This window comes from Streptomyces sp. SID14436, assembly GCF_010548465.1.
In the GTDB taxonomy this organism is placed as follows: domain Bacteria; phylum Actinomycetota; class Actinomycetes; order Streptomycetales; family Streptomycetaceae; genus Streptomyces.
The window spans coordinates 1-17,915 of the sequence record NZ_JAAGMD010000095.1 but is presented as its reverse complement, the minus strand read 5'-3'; the positions used below and the strand labels follow the sequence as shown (position 1 = coordinate 17,915).

At 72.4% G+C, this 17,915-nt stretch carries 16 protein-coding genes; 12 read left to right on the top strand and 4 right to left on the bottom strand.

Annotation, left to right across the window (positions count from 1 at the left end; all coding sequences use genetic code 11):
- From G3I53_RS03235 to G3I53_RS03215, 5 genes are all read left to right on the top strand, one after another.
- Positions 1-363: polyphenol oxidase family protein (locus G3I53_RS03235; RefSeq protein WP_164438004.1), on the top strand; the 363-nt coding region annotated here is incomplete at its 5' end.
- 6 nt (positions 364-369) lie between these two features.
- Positions 370-1,089, top strand: coding sequence for a YggS family pyridoxal phosphate-dependent enzyme (locus tag G3I53_RS03230; RefSeq protein WP_164338677.1), 720 nt, complete (start codon positions 370-372; stop codon positions 1,087-1,089).
- A gap of 130 nt (positions 1,090-1,219) precedes the next feature.
- Positions 1,220-1,861, top strand: a complete 642-nt coding sequence (gene sepF / locus G3I53_RS03225; protein WP_164338676.1) for a cell division protein SepF — start codon at positions 1,220-1,222, stop codon at positions 1,859-1,861.
- Between the two features lie 49 nt (positions 1,862-1,910).
- A complete protein-coding gene (locus tag G3I53_RS03220) occupies positions 1,911-2,201 on the top strand; it encodes a YggT family protein (protein WP_164338675.1) in 291 nt (96 codons plus the stop codon).
- 52 nt (positions 2,202-2,253) lie between these two features.
- Positions 2,254-3,393 (top strand): DivIVA domain-containing protein, encoded by a 1,140-nt coding sequence (locus tag G3I53_RS03215; protein ID WP_164338674.1) that lies wholly within the window; start codon positions 2,254-2,256, stop codon positions 3,391-3,393.
- Between the two features lie 302 nt (positions 3,394-3,695).
- Here the strand turns inward: G3I53_RS03215 and ileS are convergent, their stop codons facing one another.
- Positions 3,696-6,839 (bottom strand): isoleucine--tRNA ligase, encoded by a 3,144-nt coding sequence (gene ileS / locus G3I53_RS03210; protein ID WP_164338673.1) that lies wholly within the window; start codon positions 6,837-6,839, stop codon positions 3,696-3,698.
- 584 nt (positions 6,840-7,423) lie between these two features.
- Between ileS and G3I53_RS03200 the strand changes: the two genes are divergently transcribed.
- From G3I53_RS03200 to G3I53_RS03175, 6 genes are all read left to right on the top strand, one after another.
- Entirely contained in the window at positions 7,424-8,734 is a 1,311-nt protein-coding gene (locus G3I53_RS03200; protein ID WP_164338672.1) for a TraR/DksA family transcriptional regulator, read from the top strand.
- Between the two features lie 88 nt (positions 8,735-8,822).
- Positions 8,823-9,425 carry a signal peptidase II gene (gene lspA / locus G3I53_RS03195; protein WP_164338671.1) on the top strand — a complete coding sequence of 201 codons (603 nt, stop codon included), beginning with the start codon at positions 8,823-8,825 and terminating at the stop codon, positions 9,423-9,425.
- A gap of 44 nt (positions 9,426-9,469) precedes the next feature.
- Positions 9,470-10,414: an RluA family pseudouridine synthase gene (locus G3I53_RS03190; RefSeq protein WP_164338670.1), complete on the top strand. Its 945-nt coding sequence runs from the start codon at positions 9,470-9,472 to the stop codon at positions 10,412-10,414.
- Positions 10,411-10,887, top strand: a complete 477-nt coding sequence (locus tag G3I53_RS03185; RefSeq protein WP_164438003.1) for a GNAT family N-acetyltransferase — start codon at positions 10,411-10,413, stop codon at positions 10,885-10,887. Before G3I53_RS03190 ends, G3I53_RS03185 begins: the two co-directional genes overlap by 4 nt.
- A 109-nt stretch (positions 10,888-10,996) precedes the next feature.
- Positions 10,997-12,583 carry a Na+/H+ antiporter gene (locus G3I53_RS03180; protein WP_164438002.1) on the top strand — a complete coding sequence of 529 codons (1,587 nt, stop codon included), beginning with the start codon at positions 10,997-10,999 and terminating at the stop codon, positions 12,581-12,583.
- 70 nt (positions 12,584-12,653) lie between these two features.
- The gene (locus tag G3I53_RS03175; protein ID WP_164337906.1) at positions 12,654-13,397 is read left to right on the top strand and encodes an SDR family oxidoreductase; all 744 of its coding nucleotides are present in this window, start codon (positions 12,654-12,656) and stop codon (positions 13,395-13,397) included.
- Between the two features lie 9 nt (positions 13,398-13,406).
- Here the strand turns inward: G3I53_RS03175 and G3I53_RS03170 are convergent, their stop codons facing one another.
- Positions 13,407-14,522, bottom strand: a complete 1,116-nt coding sequence (locus tag G3I53_RS03170; RefSeq protein WP_164438001.1) for a mechanosensitive ion channel domain-containing protein — start codon at positions 14,520-14,522, stop codon at positions 13,407-13,409.
- A 105-nt stretch (positions 14,523-14,627) separates the two neighbouring features.
- On the opposite strand from G3I53_RS03170, the gene G3I53_RS03165 reads away from it, so the two are divergent.
- Positions 14,628-15,203, top strand: coding sequence for a dienelactone hydrolase family protein (locus G3I53_RS03165; RefSeq protein WP_164337964.1), 576 nt, complete (start codon positions 14,628-14,630; stop codon positions 15,201-15,203).
- 29 nt (positions 15,204-15,232) lie between these two features.
- Here G3I53_RS03165 and G3I53_RS03160 read toward each other — a convergent pair whose 3' ends face one another.
- Together G3I53_RS03160 and G3I53_RS03155 are read right to left on the bottom strand one after the other, a co-directional pair.
- Positions 15,233-16,918 carry an alkaline phosphatase D family protein gene (locus G3I53_RS03160; RefSeq protein ID WP_164337963.1) on the bottom strand — a complete coding sequence of 562 codons (1,686 nt, stop codon included), beginning with the start codon at positions 16,916-16,918 and terminating at the stop codon, positions 15,233-15,235.
- A gap of 133 nt (positions 16,919-17,051) precedes the next feature.
- Entirely contained in the window at positions 17,052-17,900 is an 849-nt protein-coding gene (locus G3I53_RS03155; RefSeq protein WP_164337962.1) for a thioredoxin domain-containing protein, read from the bottom strand.
- Between the last annotated feature and the right edge of the window lie 15 nt (positions 17,901-17,915).

Sequence of the window (17,915 nt, the reverse complement as noted above, 5' to 3'; positions counted from 1 at the left end):
CACGCGGGCCGGCCGGGCCTGGTCGCCGGGGTGGTCCCGGAGGCGGTCCGGGCGATGACCCGGCTCGGCGCCGACCCGGCCCGGATCGTCGCCCGCACCGGCCCGGCCGTGTGCGGCCGGTGCTACGAGGTGCCCGGGCCGATGCGCGCCGAGGTGGCCGCGGCCGAGCCCGCGGCGTACGCCGAGACGAGCTGGGGCACGCCGGCGGTCGACGTGGGCGCGGGCGTGCACGCGCAGCTCGAACGGCTCGGGGTGCGCGACCGGGAGCAGTCGCCGGTGTGCACACTGGAGTCCGATGATCACTTCTCGTACCGCCGCGACCGCACCACGGGTCGGCTCGCCGGCTATGTGTGGCTGGACTGATGGGGCATGACGGACCGTAAGCAGGAAATCGCCGCAAACCTGGCGGAAGTGGAACAGCGGATCGCCGCCGCGTGCGCCGCCGTCGGACGTGCGCGCGACGAGGTCACCCTCATCGTGGTCACCAAGACCTTCCCCGCGAGCGATGTGCGGATCCTGTCGGAACTCGGTGTGCGTCATGTGGCCGAGAACCGGGACCAGGACGCCGCCCCCAAGGCCGCCGCGTGCGCGGATCTGCCGCTGACATGGCACTTCGTCGGTCAGTTGCAGACCAACAAGGTGCGCTCGGTGGTCGGTTACGCGCAGATGGTGCAGTCCGTCGACCGGGCCCGGCTGGTGACCGCCCTCTCCAAGGAGGCGGTGCGCTCCGGGCGCGAGGTCGGATGCCTGATCCAGGTCGCGCTGGACGCGGGCGAGGCGGCCCGCGGTGAGCGCGGCGGCGTCGCACCGGGCGGGATCGCGGAGCTGGCCGGCCTCGTCGCGGGGGCCGAGGGGCTGCGGCTGGACGGCCTGATGACCGTCGCGCCGCTCACCGGCGAGTACGCCGGGCGTCAACAGGCCGCGTTCGAGCGGTTGATGGATTTGTCGACCGACCTGCGCAGGGCCCATCCGGCTGCGAACATGGTTTCCGCGGGGATGAGTACGGACCTCGAACAGGCCGTGGCCGCCGGAGCGACACATGTACGCGTCGGCAGTGCGGTACTCGGAGTCCGCCCCGCGCTCGGGTAACGTCGCCAAGAAGTCGGACCACAGCAGAAAATATGGTCAATGCCGCCGGACAGCGGGGGTAAAGGACCTCGTGGATCGCGGGCACTTGGCGGTCGTCAGCGGATCCACCACAGAGCGGAGGACTCGAAGCATGGCCGGCGCGATGCGCAAGATGGCGGTCTACCTCGGCCTCGTGGAGGACGATGGGTACGACGGCCGCGGATTCGACCCAGACGACGACTTTGAACCCGAACTCGACCCGGAACCCGAGCGGGACCGCCGGCGGCACGAACCGTCGCACGCGTCACACGGCTCACTTCAGTCCCAAAGGGACGAAGAGGTGCGAGTCGTACAGCCGCCCGCTCCGCGCGAACCGGTCGCCCGTTCCGCTTCGCTGCCCGCGGAATCGGCCCGCCCGGCGCGCATCGCGCCCGTGGCATCCATCACACAAGAACGCGCAAGCCTGGAGAAGAACGCACCGGTGATCATGCCCAAGGTCGTGTCCGAACGAGAGCCTTACCGGATCACCACGCTTCACCCCCGGACCTACAACGAGGCCCGTACCATCGGGGAACACTTCCGTGAGGGCACGCCGGTGATCATGAATCTCACTGAGATGGATGACACAGACGCGAAGCGACTTGTCGACTTTGCGGCCGGTTTGGTGTTTGGTCTTCACGGCAGCATCGAGCGGGTGACGCAGAAGGTGTTCCTGTTGTCGCCTGCTAACGTCGATGTCACGGCGGAGGACAAGGCCCGCATCGCAGAGGGCGGGTTCTTCAACCAGAGCTGAGACGTGAGACCGGACGAGCAGGGCACAGGGGAGAGGGAACAGACAGGCCATGGGCGTGTTCTTGCAGGTGATCTACATCGCGCTGATGGTGTTCCTCATCGTGCTCATCTTCCGTCTGGTCATGGACTACGTCTTCCAGTTCGCCCGCTCATGGCAACCCGGCAAGGCGATGGTGGTCGTCCTGGAGGCCACCTACACTGTCACCGATCCACCGCTGAAGCTGTTGCGGCGGTTCATCCCGCCGCTGCGTCTCGGGGGCGTGGCGCTCGACCTGTCCTTCTTCGTATTGATGATCATCGTCTACATCCTGATCACCATCGTGGGCAATGCACTGAGGTGACTGTGGACGACATGGGCCTGCCGACTGCCGATGACTACGTTGAGGTGAAGAGATGCCGTTGACCCCCGAGGACGTGCGGAACAAGCAGTTCACGACCGTCCGCCTCCGAGAAGGCTATGACGAGGACGAGGTCGATGCCTTCCTCGATGAGGTCGAAGCCGAACTGACGCGCCTGCTCCGCGAGAACGAGGACCTGCGCGCCAAGCTGGCCGCGGCCACCCGCGCGGCTGCGCAGAACCAGCAGAACATGCGCAAGCCACCGGAACAGCAGGACCAGCAGGGGCCGCCACAGGGCATGCCCCAGCAGGGCATGCGAGGTCCCGGGGCACCGGTGCCCGCCGGCATATCGGGCCCGCCGCAGCAGATGGGCGGCCCCATGGGAGGCCCGCCGCAGCTGCCCAGCGGCGCTCCGCAGCTGCCCGCCGGCCCCGGCGGTCAGGGCGGTCCGCAGGGTCCCGGCCCGATGGGTCAGGGTCCCGGACCGATGGGCCAGGGCGGCCCGATGCAGCAGGGGCAGATGGGCCACGGCGGCCCGATGGGCGGCCCCATGGGCGGCCCCGGTCTTCCCGGTCAGGGCGGCCCGGGCGGCGACAGTGCCGCGCGCGTGCTGTCGCTGGCCCAGCAGACCGCCGACCAGGCGATCGCGGAGGCCCGCAGCGAGGCCAACAAGATCGTGGGCGAGGCGCGTTCGCGTGCCGAGGGTCTCGAGCGGGACGCCCGTGCCAAGGCGGACGCCCTGGAGCGGGACGCGCAGGAGAAGCACCGCGTCGCGATGGGCTCGCTGGAGTCCGCCCGCGCCACGCTGGAGCGCAAGGTCGAGGACCTGCGCGGCTTCGAGCGCGAGTACCGCACGCGGCTGAAGTCCTACCTGGAGTCGCAGCTGCGTCAGTTGGAGACCCAGGCGGACGACTCGCTCGCCCCGCCGCGTCAGCCCGCGAGCACCGCTCCGTCGCTGCCGCCGTCCCCGGCGCCCTCCATGGCTCCGGCCGGTGCCGGTGCGCCGTCCTACGGCGGCAACCAGCCCATGGGCGGCCCCGGCCAGTCCGGCGGCCCGTCCTACGGCGGCGGCCAGCAGCAGATGCAGCCGGCGATGACCCAGCCGATGGCGCCGGTGCGTCCGCAGGGTCCGGGCCCCATGGGCCAGGCTCCCTCCCCGATGCGCGGCTTCCTCATCGACGAGGACGACAACTGACGGCCCCCGTGGCCATGAGTACGGCGTAGCGCTCGGCAGCGTTCAGGGCGGGGCCCCGGGTTTCACCACCCGGGGCCCCGCCCTCGTGCTGGGTGCGTCCACACGTCCGTGCGGCGTGTGTTCGGCCACGGACCGGCTGTCCGACGTACGCAACGCCGAAGGGCGGGACCCGGGTGAATCCGGGTCCCGCCCTTCGGCGTTCGCGGGGTGCGGTGCCGCGCCGGGCGCGTGAGGCGCCCTCCGGTCCGGCACCCGCACCGGGACGTGTCCCGCACCCCTCGGCGCGGGACGCGTCCCGGGGGTCACACCCGGCGCAGGCGGAACGTCAGCGACAGCCCCTCGTCGGTGAACGGCGTGCCGTACGTGTCGTCGGCCTCACCCCGGGCGAAGTCCGTCGCGAGGACCTCGTCGGCGATGAGGCCCGCGTGCTCCTCCAGTGCGGCGACGGTCGCGGGGGCGTGGGCCGTCCAGCGGAGCGCGATGCGGTCGGCGACGTCCAGGCCGCTGTTCTTGCGGGCCTCCTGGATCAGCCGGATCGCGTCCCGGGCCAGGCCCGCCCGGCGCAGCTCCTCGGTGATCTCCAGGTCCAGGGCGACCGTGGCACCGGCGTCGGAGGCCACCGACCAGCCCTCGCGCGGGGTCTCGGTGATGATCACCTCGTCCGGGGAGAGGTCGACCTTCTCCCCGTCGACCTCCACCGAGGCCGTGCCCTCGCGCAGCGCGAGGGACAGCGCGGCGGCGTCGGTCTGCGCAATGGCCCTGGCCACGTCCTGGACGCGCTTGCCGAACCGCTTGCCCAGCGCGCGGAAGTTGGCCTTGGCCGTGGTGTCCACCAGGGAGCCGCCCACCTCGGACAGCGACGCCAGCGACTCGACGTTCAGCTCCTCGGTGATCTGCGCGTGCAGCTCGGGGGAGAGCGCGGCGAAGCCGGACGCGGCCACCAGGGCGCGGCTGAGCGGCTGACGGGTCTTCACACCCGACTCGGCACGCGTCGCCCGCCCCAGCTCCACCAGGCGGCGCACCAGCACCATCTGCTGCGACAGTTCGGGGTCGACCGCGCCGAGGTCCGCCTCCGGCCAGGAGGACAGGTGCACCGACTCCGGGGCGCCCGGGGTGACCGGGACCACCAGGTCCTGCCAGACCCGCTCGGTGATGAACGGGGTGAGCGGCGCCATCAGCTTGGTGACCGTCTCCACCACCTCGTGGAGCGTGCGCAGCGCGGCCTTGTCGCCCTGCCAGAAGCGGCGGCGCGAGCGGCGCACGTACCAGTTGGACAGGTCGTCGACGAACGCGGACAGCAGCTTGCCGGCCCGCTGGGTGTCGTAGCCCTCCAGCGCCTTGGTCACCTGGTCGGTGAGGGCGTGCAGTTCGGAGAGCAGCCAGCGGTCCAGCACCGGGCGGTCGGCCGGCGCCGGGTCGGCCTCGGACGGCGCCCAGCCGGACGTACGCGCGTACAGGGCCTGGAAGGCGACCGTGTTCCAGTACGTGAGGAGCGTCTTGCGGACGACCTCCTGGATGGTGCCGTGGCCCACCCGGCGGGCCGCCCAGGGGGAGCCGCCGGCCGCCATGAACCAGCGCACCGCGTCCGCGCCGTGCTGGTCCATCAGAGGGATCGGCTGCAGGATGTTGCCCAGGTGCTTGGACATCTTGCGGCCGTCCTCGGCGAGGATGTGCCCGAGGCAGACGACGTTCTCGTAGGAGGACTTGTCGAAGACCAGCGTGCCGACCGCCATCAGCGTGTAGAACCAGCCGCGGGTCTGGTCGATGGCCTCGCAGATGAACTGCGCCGGGTAGCGGGACTCGAACAGCTCCTTGTTCTTGTACGGGTAGCCCCACTGCGCGAACGGCATCGAGCCCGAGTCGTACCAGGCGTCGATGACCTCCGGCACGCGGGTGGCCGTGGCGCCGCAGCCGTCCTCGGGGCAGGCGAAGGTGACCTCGTCGATGAACGGGCGGTGCGGGTCGAGACCCGACTGGTCCCGCCCGGTCAGCTCGGTCAGCTCGGCGAGCGAGCCGACGCAGGTGAGGTGGTCCTCGGCGCAGCGCCAGATGGGCAGCGGGGTGCCCCAGTAGCGGTTGCGGGACAGCGCCCAGTCGATGTTGTTGGTCAGCCAGTCGCCGTACCGGCCGTGCTTGACGGAGTCCGGGAACCAGTTGGTGCGCTCGTTCTCCTCCAGCAGCCGGTCCTTGACGGCCGTGGTGCGGATGTACCAGGACGGCTGCGCGTAGTAGAGCAGCGCGGTGTGGCAGCGCCAGCAGTGCGGGTAGCTGTGCTCGTACGGGGTGTGCCGGAAGAGCAGGCCGCGGGCGTCGAGGTCCTCGGTCAGCTTCTCGTCGGCCTTCTTGAAGAAGACGCCGCCGACCAGCGGGACGTCCTCCTCGAAGGTGCCGTCGGGGCGGACCGGGTTCACCACGGGCAGGCCGTAGGCGCGGCACACCTTGAGGTCGTCCTCACCGAAGGCGGGGGACTGGTGGACCAGACCGGTGCCGTCCTCGGTGGTGACGTAGTCCGCGTTGACGACGTAGTGCGCCGGCTCGGAGAACTCCACGAGCTCGAAGGGGCGCCGGTAGGTCCAGCGCTCCATGTCGGCGCCGGTGAAGGTCTCGCCGGTGGTCTCCCAGCCCTCGCCGAGGGCCTTGTCGAGCAGCGGCTCGGCGACGACCAGCTTCTCCTCGCCGTTCGTCGCGACGACGTAGGTGACTTCGGGGTGGGCGGCGACGGCGGTGTTCGACACCAGGGTCCAGGGGGTGGTCGTCCACACCAGCAGCGCCGCCTCGCCGGCCAGCGGGCCGGAGGTGAGCGGGAAGCGGACGTAGACGGACGGGTCGACGACCGTCTCGTAGCCCTGGGCCAGCTCGTGGTCGGACAGGCCGGTGCCGCAGCGCGGGCACCAGGGGGCGACGCGGTGGTCCTGGACCAGCAGTCCCTTGCCGAAGATCTCCTTCAGCGACCACCAGACGGACTCGATGTACTCGGGGTCCATGGTGCGGTAGGCGTCGTCGAGGTCGACCCAGTAGCCCATGCGGTGGGTCAGCTCGGTGAAGGCGTCCGTGTGCCGGGTCACCGACTCGCGGCACTTGGCGTTGAACTCGGCGATGCCGAACGCCTCGATGTCCTGCTTGCCGGAGAAGCCCATCTCCTTCTCCACGGCCAGCTCCACCGGGAGGCCGTGGCAGTCCCAGCCCGCCTTGCGGCCGACGTGGTATCCGCGCATGGTGCGGAAGCGCGGGAAGACGTCCTTGAAGACGCGGGCCTCGATGTGGTGGGCGCCGGGCATGCCGTTGGCGGTGGGCGGGCCCTCGTAGAACACCCACTCGGGGCGGCCCTGGGACTGCTCCAGGCTCTTGGCGAAGATCTTCTGCTCGCGCCAGAAGTCCAGCACCGCGTGCTCGAGCGCGGGCAGGTCGACCTGGGCGGGTACCGGTCGGTACGTCGGCGTTGTCATCAGCGGGCTTCCTCCGGCGGACTTGCTGCCTTCCGTCCGGAGGGACGAGAGCTGTGTCTGTGCGCCGCCGTCGGCGCGCTCCCGCGGTACCACCCTCCTTGGCCCCCCGGTGCGTGGTGTGCGCCGGTGAGCCCCCTCATTGGGGTCGCGATGCCGGGTCTACTCGCCGCGGCTGCTCGCTGCGGCTTTCTTCCGGCGGCTCCGGGGTGATCTTCACGTCGCGCTCGCCCCCGGGCTCACACCGTCCCCGGGTCGCTCTGGGCTGCCTACGCCGCTACTCGTCCCCATCCACGCTTCTCGCTGCGCCCAGTGTACGGCGCGCGGCGGACGGCGGCCGACCGGATTTCCGGTGACCGTCCCGTCCGGCATGCCCCGAATGGCCACCCGCGCGGATTCCGGTCCCGGGGTCCCCGCCCGGCCTGCATACCCGGCGGGGAGCTGGGCACAACGCATGCAGGCCCGCCGCGCGGGGTCCGCGGGGCGGGGGAATCGGGCGGTGTGCCCCGTTGCCGCAGGACTCGAGTCGATTTATCGTCCCAGCACGATTCACGCGCAAGATCACAATATGTGAAGGGGCCGCGGCCATGGTGGCGAAGAAGACCGCCGTACAGCAGTCGGCGTCCGACGATGCCGGGCCCGCTGCCGACGGTGGAGCCGAGCGGAAACGGGCGGCGGCACAGGAGACGGCTCCGGCGGGGAAGGCGGCGACGAGGACCGCGCGCAAGGCGGCCACCGGCGGGTCGTCCGGGAGGAAGGGCACGGCCCGGAAGACGGCCGCGGAGCAGGCGCCCGGCCAGGAACCGGGAGCGGAGACGGGGACCGGGGCGGGGACGGAGACGAAGGCGAGGACGACGGCCAGGACGGCGGCCCGCGGGACGGCCGCCGGAGCGGGGGCGCCCGGGGGCGGGAAGGCGTCCGCGGGGAAGAAGGCGGCCGGTGAGCGGGGCACCGCCGCGAAGAAGGCGGCCGGCGGCAGGACGGCCGCCGGGAAGAAGAAGGCGACGGCGCGGGGGAGGACGTCCGCCGCGGGTGCGACATCGGCCGCGGGCGGGAAGAAGACCGCGGACGAGAAGGCGGGCACAGAGATGAAGGCGACAGCGGGCACGAAGACCGGCGCGGGCTCCACCGGGGCCGCGGGCACCGGCGCACCGGGGAGCACGGGCAGGAAGGCCGCGGCCGCGGGGAAGGCCGCCACCGGTGGCAGGGCCGCGACGGCCAAGAAGACCGCCGCGGACGAGCGGGCGGCCGAAGGCGGCGCGGCGGCCCCCTCCGCGAAGCCCCGGGGCGGCGGCAAGGGGCGGCGGGCCGCAGGCAAGGGCACCACCGGGGACGGCGGGGGCACACACGACACGGCCGGGCGTGGCACGGCCACTGGCGCGGACGCGGCCGGGGCCGCGCCGCAGACGGGAGCGACGACGGTGGGCGCGAAGAAGACCCCTGGCACGGCCACGGCGGCGAAGACCGCCGTACCCAAGGCACGGCCCGCCGCGGCGGAGCCCGGCGACCTAGCGGTACGCCCGGGCGAGGAGCCCTGGACGCCGGAAGAGGTCGAGGAGGCACGGGCCGGGCTGATGTCCGAGGTGCTGCGGCTGCGGGAGGAGATCTCCTCCTCGGAGCGGTCCCTGGCCGGCCTGATGCGCGACTCCGGGGACGGCGCGGGCGACGACCAGGCCGACACCGGCACCAAGAACATCACGCGGGAGCACGAGCTGGCGCTCGCCGCCAACGCGCGCGAAATGCTCACCCAGTCCGAGCACGCCCTGCAGCGGCTGGACGCCGGCACCTACGGCCTGTGCGAGAACTGCGGCAACCCCATCGGCAAGGCCCGCATGCAGGCGTTCCCCCGGGCCACGCTGTGCGTGGAGTGCAAGCAGAAGCAGGAGCGCCGCTACTGACCGGAGCGGGACTCCTCCTGGGCACGTGGGGCGCGCACGGCGTGTCGTACCCTCGTCCTCAGTCAGGTACCTAGGTTGAGGGACTCACGTGGCAGAGGCGGAGCGCATCATCGGTACGCCGGAATCCCCGGACGCCGGCCGGGACGGGCAGGAGCGGGCCGATGCCCAGGACGCCGAGGTGCGGGAGGAGACCGGGCGTCCCCCCGGCAGGCGGCGGGTGCTGGTGCTGTTCGCCGTCGCCGCGTTCGCCTACGCCCTCGACCTGATCAGCAAGATGATCGTGGTCGCGAAGCTGGAGCACCACGAGCCGATCGAGGTGATCGGGGACTGGCTGCGGTTCGAGGCGATCCGCAACGCGGGCGCCGCCTTCGGCTTCGGCGAGGCGTTCACCGTGATCTTCACGGTGATCGCGGCCGCCGTGATCGTGGTGATCGTCCGGCTGGCCCGGAAGCTGTACAGCCTGCCCTGGGCGATCGCGCTCGGGCTGCTGCTCGGCGGTGCCCTCGGCAACCTCACCGACCGGATCTTCCGGTCCCCGGGCGTCTTCGAGGGCGCGGTGGTCGACTTCATCGCGCCGAAGCACTTCGCCGTGTTCAACCTGGCCGACTCGGCGATCGTGTGCGGCGGCATCCTCATCGTGCTGCTGTCCTTCCGGGGCCTCGATCCGGACGGCACCGTCCACAAGGACTGAACGCGCGTACGGCACGGTCCCGGCGGTCCGGCATACTCGACGGGGTGAGCACGCTTCCCGAGATCCGTACCCTGCCCGTGCCCGACGGCCTGGAGGGCGAGCGCGTCGACGCCGCCATCTCCCGCATGTTCGGCTTCTCCCGGACCAAGGCGGCCGAACTCGCCGCCGCGGGGAAGGTCACGGTCGACGGATCGGTGGTCGGCAAGTCGGAGCGGGTCAGCGGCGGCGCCTGGCTCGAGGTGGAGATGCCGCAGGCGCCCGCGCCGGTGCAGGTCGTCGCCGAGCCGGTCGAGGGCATGCGGATCGTGCACGACGACGACGACGTCGTGGTGATCGCCAAGCCCGTCGGCGTCGCCGCGCACCCCTCGCCGGGCTGGAGCGGCCCCACCGTGATCGGCGGCCTCGCCGCCGCCGGATACCGCATCTCGACCTCCGGCGCCGCCGAGCGCCAGGGCATCGTGCACCGCCTCGACGTCGGCACGTCCGGGCTGATGGTCGTCGCGAAGTCCGAGTACGCGTACACCTCGCTGAAGCGCCAGTTCAAGGAGCGCACGGTCGACAAGCGCTACCACACGCTCGTCCAGGGCCACCCCGACCCGACCAGCGGCACCATCGACGCGCCCATCGGCCGGCACCCCCACCACGACTACAAGTGGGCGGTCATCGCCGAGGGCAAGGCGTCCGTCACGCACTACGACCTGATCGAGGCGTTCCGGGCCGCCTCCCTGCTCGACGTGAAGCTGGAGACCGGGCGCACCCACCAGATCCGCGTCCACATGGCGGCCCACCGTCACCCCTGCGTCGGTGACCTGACGTACGGCGCCGACCCCACGCTCGCCAAGCGGCTCGGCCTCACCCGCCAGTGGCTGCACGCCGTGCGGCTCGGCTTCGAGCACCCCGGCGACGGGCAGTGGGTGGAGTACGCCAGCGACTACCCGGACGACCTCCAGCAGGCGCTGGACCGCGTCCGGGAGGAGACCTACGCATGACCGTCCCCGCCCCCGCCCCGGTGGTCCGTGAGGCGGTGGACACCGCCGACCGGGAGGCGTGCTTCGCCGTGCGCAAGGACGTCTTCGTCGCCGAACAGGGCGTCCCCGAGGACATCGAGTACGACGCGTACGACGCCGGTGCCGTGCACGTGCTGGCCGTGGGCGACGACGGACGCCCCCTCGGCACCGGCCGGCTGCTGCACGGCGCCGCCGCCGCGGGGAAGACCGGCGGCGACCCGGCCGTCGGCTCCCTCGGCCGGCTGGCGGTGCTGCGGGACGCCCGCGGCCGGGGGGTCGGGGCCGCCCTGGTGCGGGCCCTCGAGGACGCCGCGCGCGCCCTCGGCCTCACCGCCGTCGACCTGCACGCACAGACGCACGCCCTGCGTTTCTACGAGCGCCTGGGGTACGAGGCGTACGGACCGGAGTTCCCCGACGCGGGCATGCCGCACCGGGCCATGCGGCGCGCCCTGTAGCGGGGCCGCCGCAACCCCGGCCGGGGGCGGTGGCGTGGCAGGCTGGTGACCTGCTCGCGCGCGTGTGCCGGAAAGCCCCCGACCGTCGATTCGTCCCGGAGCAGTGACCGTGGATCAGCTGGCCCTGTTGTTCGCCCTGTTGCTCGCGGCCGTGGTGAGCGTGCCGGTCGCGGACCGGCTGGGGCTTCCGTCGCCGGTGCTGATGACGGTCTTCGGGATCGCCCTGGCCCTGCTGCCGTTCGTGCCGAACGTCGAGGTCCCGCCCGACCTGATCCTTCCGCTGCTGTTGCCGCCCCTGCTGTACGCGGCCGTGCGCCGCACGTCCTGGCGCCAGTTCGCGGCCAACGTCCGGCCGATCCTGCTGCTCGCGGTGGCGCTCGTCTTCGTCACCACCTTCTGCGTGGCCGCCGTCGCGCACACGATCGTGCCGGGGCTGCCGATCGCCGCCGCGGTCGCCCTCGGCGCGCTGATCGCGCCGCCCGACCCGATCGCGGCGACGGCCGTCGCCGGCAAGCTGGGCCTGCCCCGCCGCCTGGTGTCGATCCTGGAGGGCGAGGGCCTGTTCAACGACGTGACGGCCATCGTGCTCTACCACGTGGCGATCGCCGCCGCCGTCACCGGCTCCTTCTCCGCCTGGGAGGCCGGACTCGACCTGGTGCTGTCGGCCGTGGTGGCGGTGGCGGTCGGGCTGGCCCTCGGCTGGTCCGCCAACCGGCTGATGGACCTGCTGGGCGACGCCACCCTGCAGATCGCGCTCAGCCTGCTGGTGCCCTTCGCCGCGTACGTCCTGGCCGAGGAACTGCACGGCTCCGGGGTGCTCGCGGTGCTCACCGCCGCGCTGTTCCTGGTGGAGTACGCCACCGACGCCGACGCCGTGATGACCCGGCTCGCCGGGCACGCCTTCTGGGACATCGTCGACACCCTCGTCACCGGCATCGCCTTCGGGCTGGTCGGCCTCGAACTGCACAACGCCGTCGACACGGCGGCGGGCCACTGGGGCGAACTGCTCGGCTGGGCGGGGGCCGTCGTGGGGGTGGTCGTCCTGGTCCGGCTGGCGTGGCTGCTGCCGGCCACCTGGCTGACGAAACGCCTGCACGCCGCCCGGGACACCGGCGAGGAGATCCCCCTCGGCTGGCGCGAGACCGTGGTGATGTGGTGGTCGGGGATGCGCGGTGTGGCCTCCGTCGCCCTGGCGCTCGCCGTACCGCTGGAGACGGACTCGGGGGAGCCCTTCCCCGGCCGCAGCGAGATCATCTTCATCGCGTTCGGTGTGATCATGACGACGCTGCTGCTCCAGGGGGTGACGCTGCCCTGGATGGTCAAGCGGCTGGGCGTGAAGGCGGACACCGCACGCGAGCAGGCCTACGAGCGCGACCTCGCGGCGCGGGCGGCGAAGGCGGCGAAGCGGCGGCTGCGGGAGCTGGAGCAGTCCGAGGAGCTGACGGAGGAGATGCTCGAGCAGATGCAGCGCACCGCCTTCGACATCGGGGTGCGGATCAGCCCGGACATGGCGGACGAGGAACGGCGCGAGGCGCACCGCCAGCGCGCCCGCCGGGCGAAGCGGGTCCGCCGCATCCAGCAGGAACTGCTGAGCGCCGCCCGGCACGAGGTGCTCGCGGCGCGCAGCGAGCCGGGCGCGAACCCGGAGGTCGTGGACCGGGTGCTGCGCCACCTGGACGTGCGCAGCCTGCGGTGAGCCGCCGGCCGCCCGAGATCCGGGTGCGGCGCGCCGCCGTCCGGGCCGGTTCCGTTCGTAGGGTCGGGGCATGACACGAAACGTGGTGATCAGCGGGGGCGGTACGGGCATCGGGCTGGCGGCGGCGCGGACCTTCGCCGCGGACGGGGACCGGGTGCTGCTGCTCGGACGGCGCGCCGACGTGCTGGAGCGGGCGGCGGTGCCTGGGGCGCTGACCTATGCCGCCGACCTGGCCGACCCGGCCGACGTGCGGGGCGTGGCGGGCTTCGTGGGCCGGGAGTTCGGCGCCGTGGACGTGCTGATCCACAGCGCCGGGGGGAACGGGCTCCTGGAACCCCCGGCCGGCGGGGACGACCCGCTGGACGCCGTCGCCCGCCACTGGACGGTCAACTTCCGCCTCAACGTGCTCACCGCGGTCCTGCTCACCGAGGCGCTGCGGCACCGGCTCGCCGAGCCCGGCGGGCGGGTGCTGTTCCTCAGCTCCATCGCCGCCTACCGGGGCTCCGGGCAGGTCGCCTACGCGGCGGCCAAGGCCGGCCTGCACCCCTACGCCCACGACCTGGCCCGGCGGCTCGGCCCGCACGGCATCACGGTGAACGTGGTCGCGCCCGGCTACGTCGAGGACACCGCCTTCTTCGGGGCCGACGGCGTCGACGAGGAGCACCGGGCCCGGCTGGCCGCCGAGACGTCCACCGGACGGGTCGGGACGCCCGGGGACGTGGCCGCGACCCTGCACTGGCTCGCCTCCCCGGGCGCCGCCCACATCACCTCGCAGATCATCCAGGTCAACGGGGGCGCCGAGCGCGGCCACTGAGTCCGCCCGTCACCGCTCCTTGGACAGGCGGGCCCGCCGGGCGGACGGCACCGCCGCCGTGGGGCGGTGGCCGTCGCCGGACCGCGGCAGCGGCGGCGCGCCCGCCGTGGTGACCCGCGGCAGCGCGTACGGGTGCTCGGCGGCCAGCCAGCGGATCATCCCCTCGCGGACCGTGACGCGCACCGTCCATATGTCGTCCGCGTCCTTCGCGGTGACCAGGGCCCGCACCTCCATGGTGGTGGGGGTGGTGTCGGTCACGGTCAGGTTGAAGGCCCGGCCGTCCCAGGCCGGGCACTCCCGCAGGATGTCGCGCAGCTTCTCGCGCATCGCGTCCAGCGGGGCCGAGTGGTCGAAGTGCCAGAAGACGGTGCCGGTCATCTGCGGTGTGCCGCGCGACCAGTTCTCGAACGGCTTGGAGGTGAAGTACGACACCGGCATGGTGATGCGGCGCTCGTCCCAGGTGCGCACCGTCAGGAACGTCAGGGTGATCTCCTCGACCGTGCCCCACTCGCCGTCCACCACCACCGTGTCGCCGATGCGCACCATGTCGCCGAACGCGATCTGCAGCCCGGCGAACATGTTGCCCAGGGTGGACTGCGCGGCGACACCGGCGACGATGCCCAGGATGCCGGCCGAGGCCAGCAGGGAGGCGCCGGCCGCCCGCATCGCGGGGAAGGTCAGCAGCATCGCCGCCGCGGCGACGACCGCGACGACCGCGGACACCACCCGCCGGATCAGCGTGACCTGGGTGCGCACCCGGCGCACCCGCGCCGGGTCGCGGTGGTAGCGGGCGTTGGCGTAGCGGGTGTAGGTGGTCTCCACCACGGCCGCCGCGATCCGGATCACCAGATAGGCGGTGGACCCGATCAGCACCAGGGTCAGGAGCCGGCCGATGCTCTCCCGGTGGTCCGGGAACACCCGGGCCTCCACGTAGGAGGCTCTGAGCAGGGCGGCGCACAGCACCAGTTGCCAGGGGATCCGGGCACGACGGAGCAGCCCCCACAACGGAGTGTCGTGGTGGCGTTCGTCGGCCTTGCGCAGCAGACGGTCGGTCGCCCAGCCGAGCAGCAGCGTCAGCAGGACCGAACCGCCGACCACGATCAGCGGGCGGAGCACGTCATCCATGTCTGCGAACCTAACCGGCCCGCGCCCGGCTGAACCTGTGACATGCGTCCGGTTCCGGGTACGGCCGGGCCCCGCCGCGGTCGCACCGGCTGGCACCATGGGCCCATGAACATCATGCTTTTCCACTCGACCTACGGCCTCAGGCCGGCGGTGCGGCAGGCCGCGGACCGGCTGCGCGCGGCGGGACACGAGGTGTGGACGCCCGACCTCTTCGAGGGCCGCACCTTCGAGTCGGTCGAGGAGGGCATGGCCCACAAGGAGGAGACCGGCAAGGACGAGCTGCTGAAGCGGGCGGTCCTGGCCGCCGCGCCCTACTCCGAGCGCGGGCTGGTCTACGCCGGGTTCTCCTTCGGCGCCTCCGTGGCGCAGACGCTCGCGCTGGGCGACGAGCGGGCGCGGGGGCTGCTGCTCCTGCACGGCACCTCGGACATCGCCGCGAACGCCTCGGTGGACGAGCTGCCGGTGCAGCTGCACGTCGCCGAGCCCGACCCGTTCGAGACCGACGACTGGCTCAGCGCCTGGTACCTCCAGCTGGGCCGGGCCGGTGCCGACATCGAGGTGTACCGGTACGCCGGTGCCGGCCACCTCTACACCGACCCGGACCTGCCGGACTACGACGAGGAGGCCGCCGAGGCCACCTGGCGGGTGGCGCTCGGCTTCCTCGGCTCGCTCCAGGACTGAACCCGGCCGGGTACCCCGGCCGGGGCCGGTCAGACCGGGGTGTGCACGCGTTCCACCTTCTGCGTGCCGGACAGGGTCCGGTACGAGCGGACCCACGCCGAGGCGGTGTTCCGGTCGGTGCGGTCGGCCAGCACGTAGTAGTCCATCTGCGCGCGCTGGGCGGTGATGTCCAGGACGCCGTAGCCGTGGCGGTCGGTGTCGACCCAGCGGACGTGCCGGTTGGCGGCGCGGATCAGCGGGGAGGCGACGGCGGACACCGTGCCCTCGGGCACCTTGACGATGTCGTCGAGGTTGTCGGAGGTGACCGAGGTCACCACGAACTCCGTGGCGGCGGACGGGGACGCCGGGTAGGTGCCCGCGTTCACCGGCACGTCGTTGGCCCACGCCATGTGGATGTCGCCGGTGAGGAAGACGGTGTTGCGGATGCCGTTCGCGCGCAGGTGGGCGAGCAGCTCGCGCCGGTCGTCGGTGTAGCCGTCCCACTGGTCGGTGTTGAGGGCGATGCCCTCCTGCGGCAGGCCCAGCAGCTTGGCGAGCGGCTTCAGCAGGCTCGCGGGCAGCGCCCCGACCGCGAACGGGGAGATCATCACCGAGGTGCCGACCAGCCGCCAGGTGGTGTCCGAGGTGCTCAGGCCCGCCTTCAGCCAGTCAAGCTGGGCGCGGCCGGTGAGGGTGCGGTCCGGGTCGTCGACCTCGCCCTTGCCGATGCCGGCCTGCTGGTCGCGGAACGAGCGCAGGTCCAGCAGCGACAGGTCGGCCAGCTTGCCGAAGCGCAGGCGCCGGTAGGTGGTGCCGGCGAGCGCGGGACGCACCGGCATCCACTCGAAGTAGGCCTGCTTGGCGGCGGCCTGGCGCGCGGCCCAGGCGCCCTCGGCCCCCTCGGTGTGGTTCTCGGCGCCGCCGGACCAGGTGTCGTTGGCGAACTCGTGGTCGTCCCAGATCGCCACGACCGGAGCCTTGGCGTGCAGCGCCTGCAGGTCCGGGTCGGTCTTGTAGTGGGCGTGCCGCACGCGGTAGTCGGCGAGGGTGACGATCTCGTGGGCGGGGGCCTGCGTGCGCACCGCCCGGCCGCGGTTGCCGTACGCGCCGGTGCCGTACTCGTAGATGTAGTCGCCCAGGTGCAGCCAGGCGTCGAGGTCGCCGCGGGCCGCGAGGTGGCGGTAGGCCGAGAAGTGGCCCGCCTCGTAGTTGGAGCAGGACACCACGCCGAAGCGCAGCCCGGTCACGGCGGCGTCGGCGGCGGGCGCGGTACGGGTGCGCGCGACGGGGGAGTCGGTGCCGCCGGCGGAGAAGCGGAACCAGTAGTCGGTGGCGGGCCGCAGGCCGCGGATGTCGGCCTTCACGGTGTGGTCGGACGCGGCGGTGGCGCGGGTGGACCCCCGCGCGACGACGTCGGTGAACGCGCTGTCCCGGGCGACGGTCCAGCTGACCTCGGTGTCCGGCCCGACGCCGGACCCGGGTATCGCCTCGGGCGTCGGCGTCACGCGCGTCCACAGCAGGACGCCGTCCGGCAGCGGGTCGCCGGAGGCCACGCCGTGCAGGAAGGCCGGCGCGTCCGTGGTGACGGCCCTGGCCGGCAGGGCCCCGGCGAGCGGCGCGGCGAGCACCGCGGTGGCGGCGGCCGCCTTCACCACCGTGCGTCTGCGCGGGGACGGGGAGTTGGCGTCGGCGGTGGCCGGGACGCCGTTCTCGGATGATCTGTATCGACTGGTCACAGCCGATCAGGTTACTGACAGGTACACGCCGGAGTGGGCGAACTCGCCAAAGTTCGCCCACTCTTCGCGCAGCGGTCCCCGGGAGGACCCGCACCGCCTCCCGGCCGGCCCCGCGGGGAGGCGGCGGCCGGCGTCAGCCCTTGAGGGCCTTGTCCACGGCCGCGCGGAAGTCCTCGGGGCTCATCGGGGTGTTCTTGCCGTCGGCGCCCGTGAGCTTCTTGCCGTCCATCACCAGGCTCGGCGTGCCCTTCACGTCGTCCTTGTTGGTGTTGAAGGCGTAGGACATCGCCAGCGCCCAGGCGTCGAACGTGCCGTTCTTCACCGCGTCCTGGAACTTCTTGTTGTTCTTCAGGGCGTCGGTCGAGTCGGCGATCTCGATGAGGTAGTCGTCGTCCTTGAACTTGTCCTGGGACTCCTCGGGGTGGAACTCCGCGGAGTACAGGGCCTCCTTGAACTCCAGGAAGGCCTCCGGGCTCACGTTCAGCGCCGCGCCCAGGGCGCTCATCGCGTTCTTGGAGCCCTCCCCGTAGGAACCGACCTCCATGCGGTCGCCCTTGCGGCCGTCGCCGTCCAGGAAGGTGCCGCCGATGAACTGGATCTTGTACTTGCCCGCCTCGTAGTCCTCCAGGAGGGTCGGGCCCACCGACTGCTCGAAGGTGGCGCAGATCGGGCAGCGCGGGTCCTCGTACAGCTTCAGGGTCTTCTTCGCGCTGTCCTTGCCGATGACGACGGTCGTGCCGTTCTTGCCCGTGGTGTTCGCCGGGGCGACGACCTTCGCCTCCGACGCCGCCTCCCACGCGCCCGGCTTGTTGGCCTGGACGATGGCGTACCCGACGCCGCCGGCTATCGCCAGGACGCCGACCACCGAGCAGGCGACGATGATCTGCCGCCTGACCTTCGCCCGCTTCGCCTCGCGCTCGCGCTCCGCGCGCAGGCGCTCCCGGGCCGCCGTCTTCGCCGCCTGGCTGTTCCGCTTGCTCATGCTGATGTTCTCCAT

Excerpts from the sequence above, each read along its gene's own strand:
- G3I53_RS03230 (WP_164338677.1), top strand. The coding sequence starts at position 370 with ATGACGGACCGTAAGCAGGAAATCGCCGCAAACCTGGCGGAAGTGGAA.
- sepF (WP_164338676.1), top strand. The coding sequence starts at position 1,220 with ATGGCCGGCGCGATGCGCAAGATGGCGGTCTACCTCGGCCTCGTGGAG.
- G3I53_RS03220 (WP_164338675.1), top strand. The coding sequence starts at position 1,911 with ATGGGCGTGTTCTTGCAGGTGATCTACATCGCGCTGATGGTGTTCCTC.
- G3I53_RS03215 (WP_164338674.1), top strand. The coding sequence starts at position 2,254 with ATGCCGTTGACCCCCGAGGACGTGCGGAACAAGCAGTTCACGACCGTC.
- ileS (WP_164338673.1), bottom strand. The coding sequence starts at position 6,839 with ATGACAACGCCGACGTACCGACCGGTACCCGCCCAGGTCGACCTGCCC.
- G3I53_RS03200 (WP_164338672.1), top strand. The coding sequence starts at position 7,424 with ATGGTGGCGAAGAAGACCGCCGTACAGCAGTCGGCGTCCGACGATGCC.
- G3I53_RS03185 (WP_164438003.1), top strand. The coding sequence starts at position 10,411 with ATGACCGTCCCCGCCCCCGCCCCGGTGGTCCGTGAGGCGGTGGACACC.
- G3I53_RS03175 (WP_164337906.1), top strand. The coding sequence starts at position 12,654 with ATGACACGAAACGTGGTGATCAGCGGGGGCGGTACGGGCATCGGGCTG.
- G3I53_RS03170 (WP_164438001.1), bottom strand. The coding sequence starts at position 14,522 with ATGGATGACGTGCTCCGCCCGCTGATCGTGGTCGGCGGTTCGGTCCTG.
- G3I53_RS03165 (WP_164337964.1), top strand. The coding sequence starts at position 14,628 with ATGAACATCATGCTTTTCCACTCGACCTACGGCCTCAGGCCGGCGGTG.
- G3I53_RS03155 (WP_164337962.1), bottom strand. The coding sequence starts at position 17,900 with ATGAGCAAGCGGAACAGCCAGGCGGCGAAGACGGCGGCCCGGGAGCGC.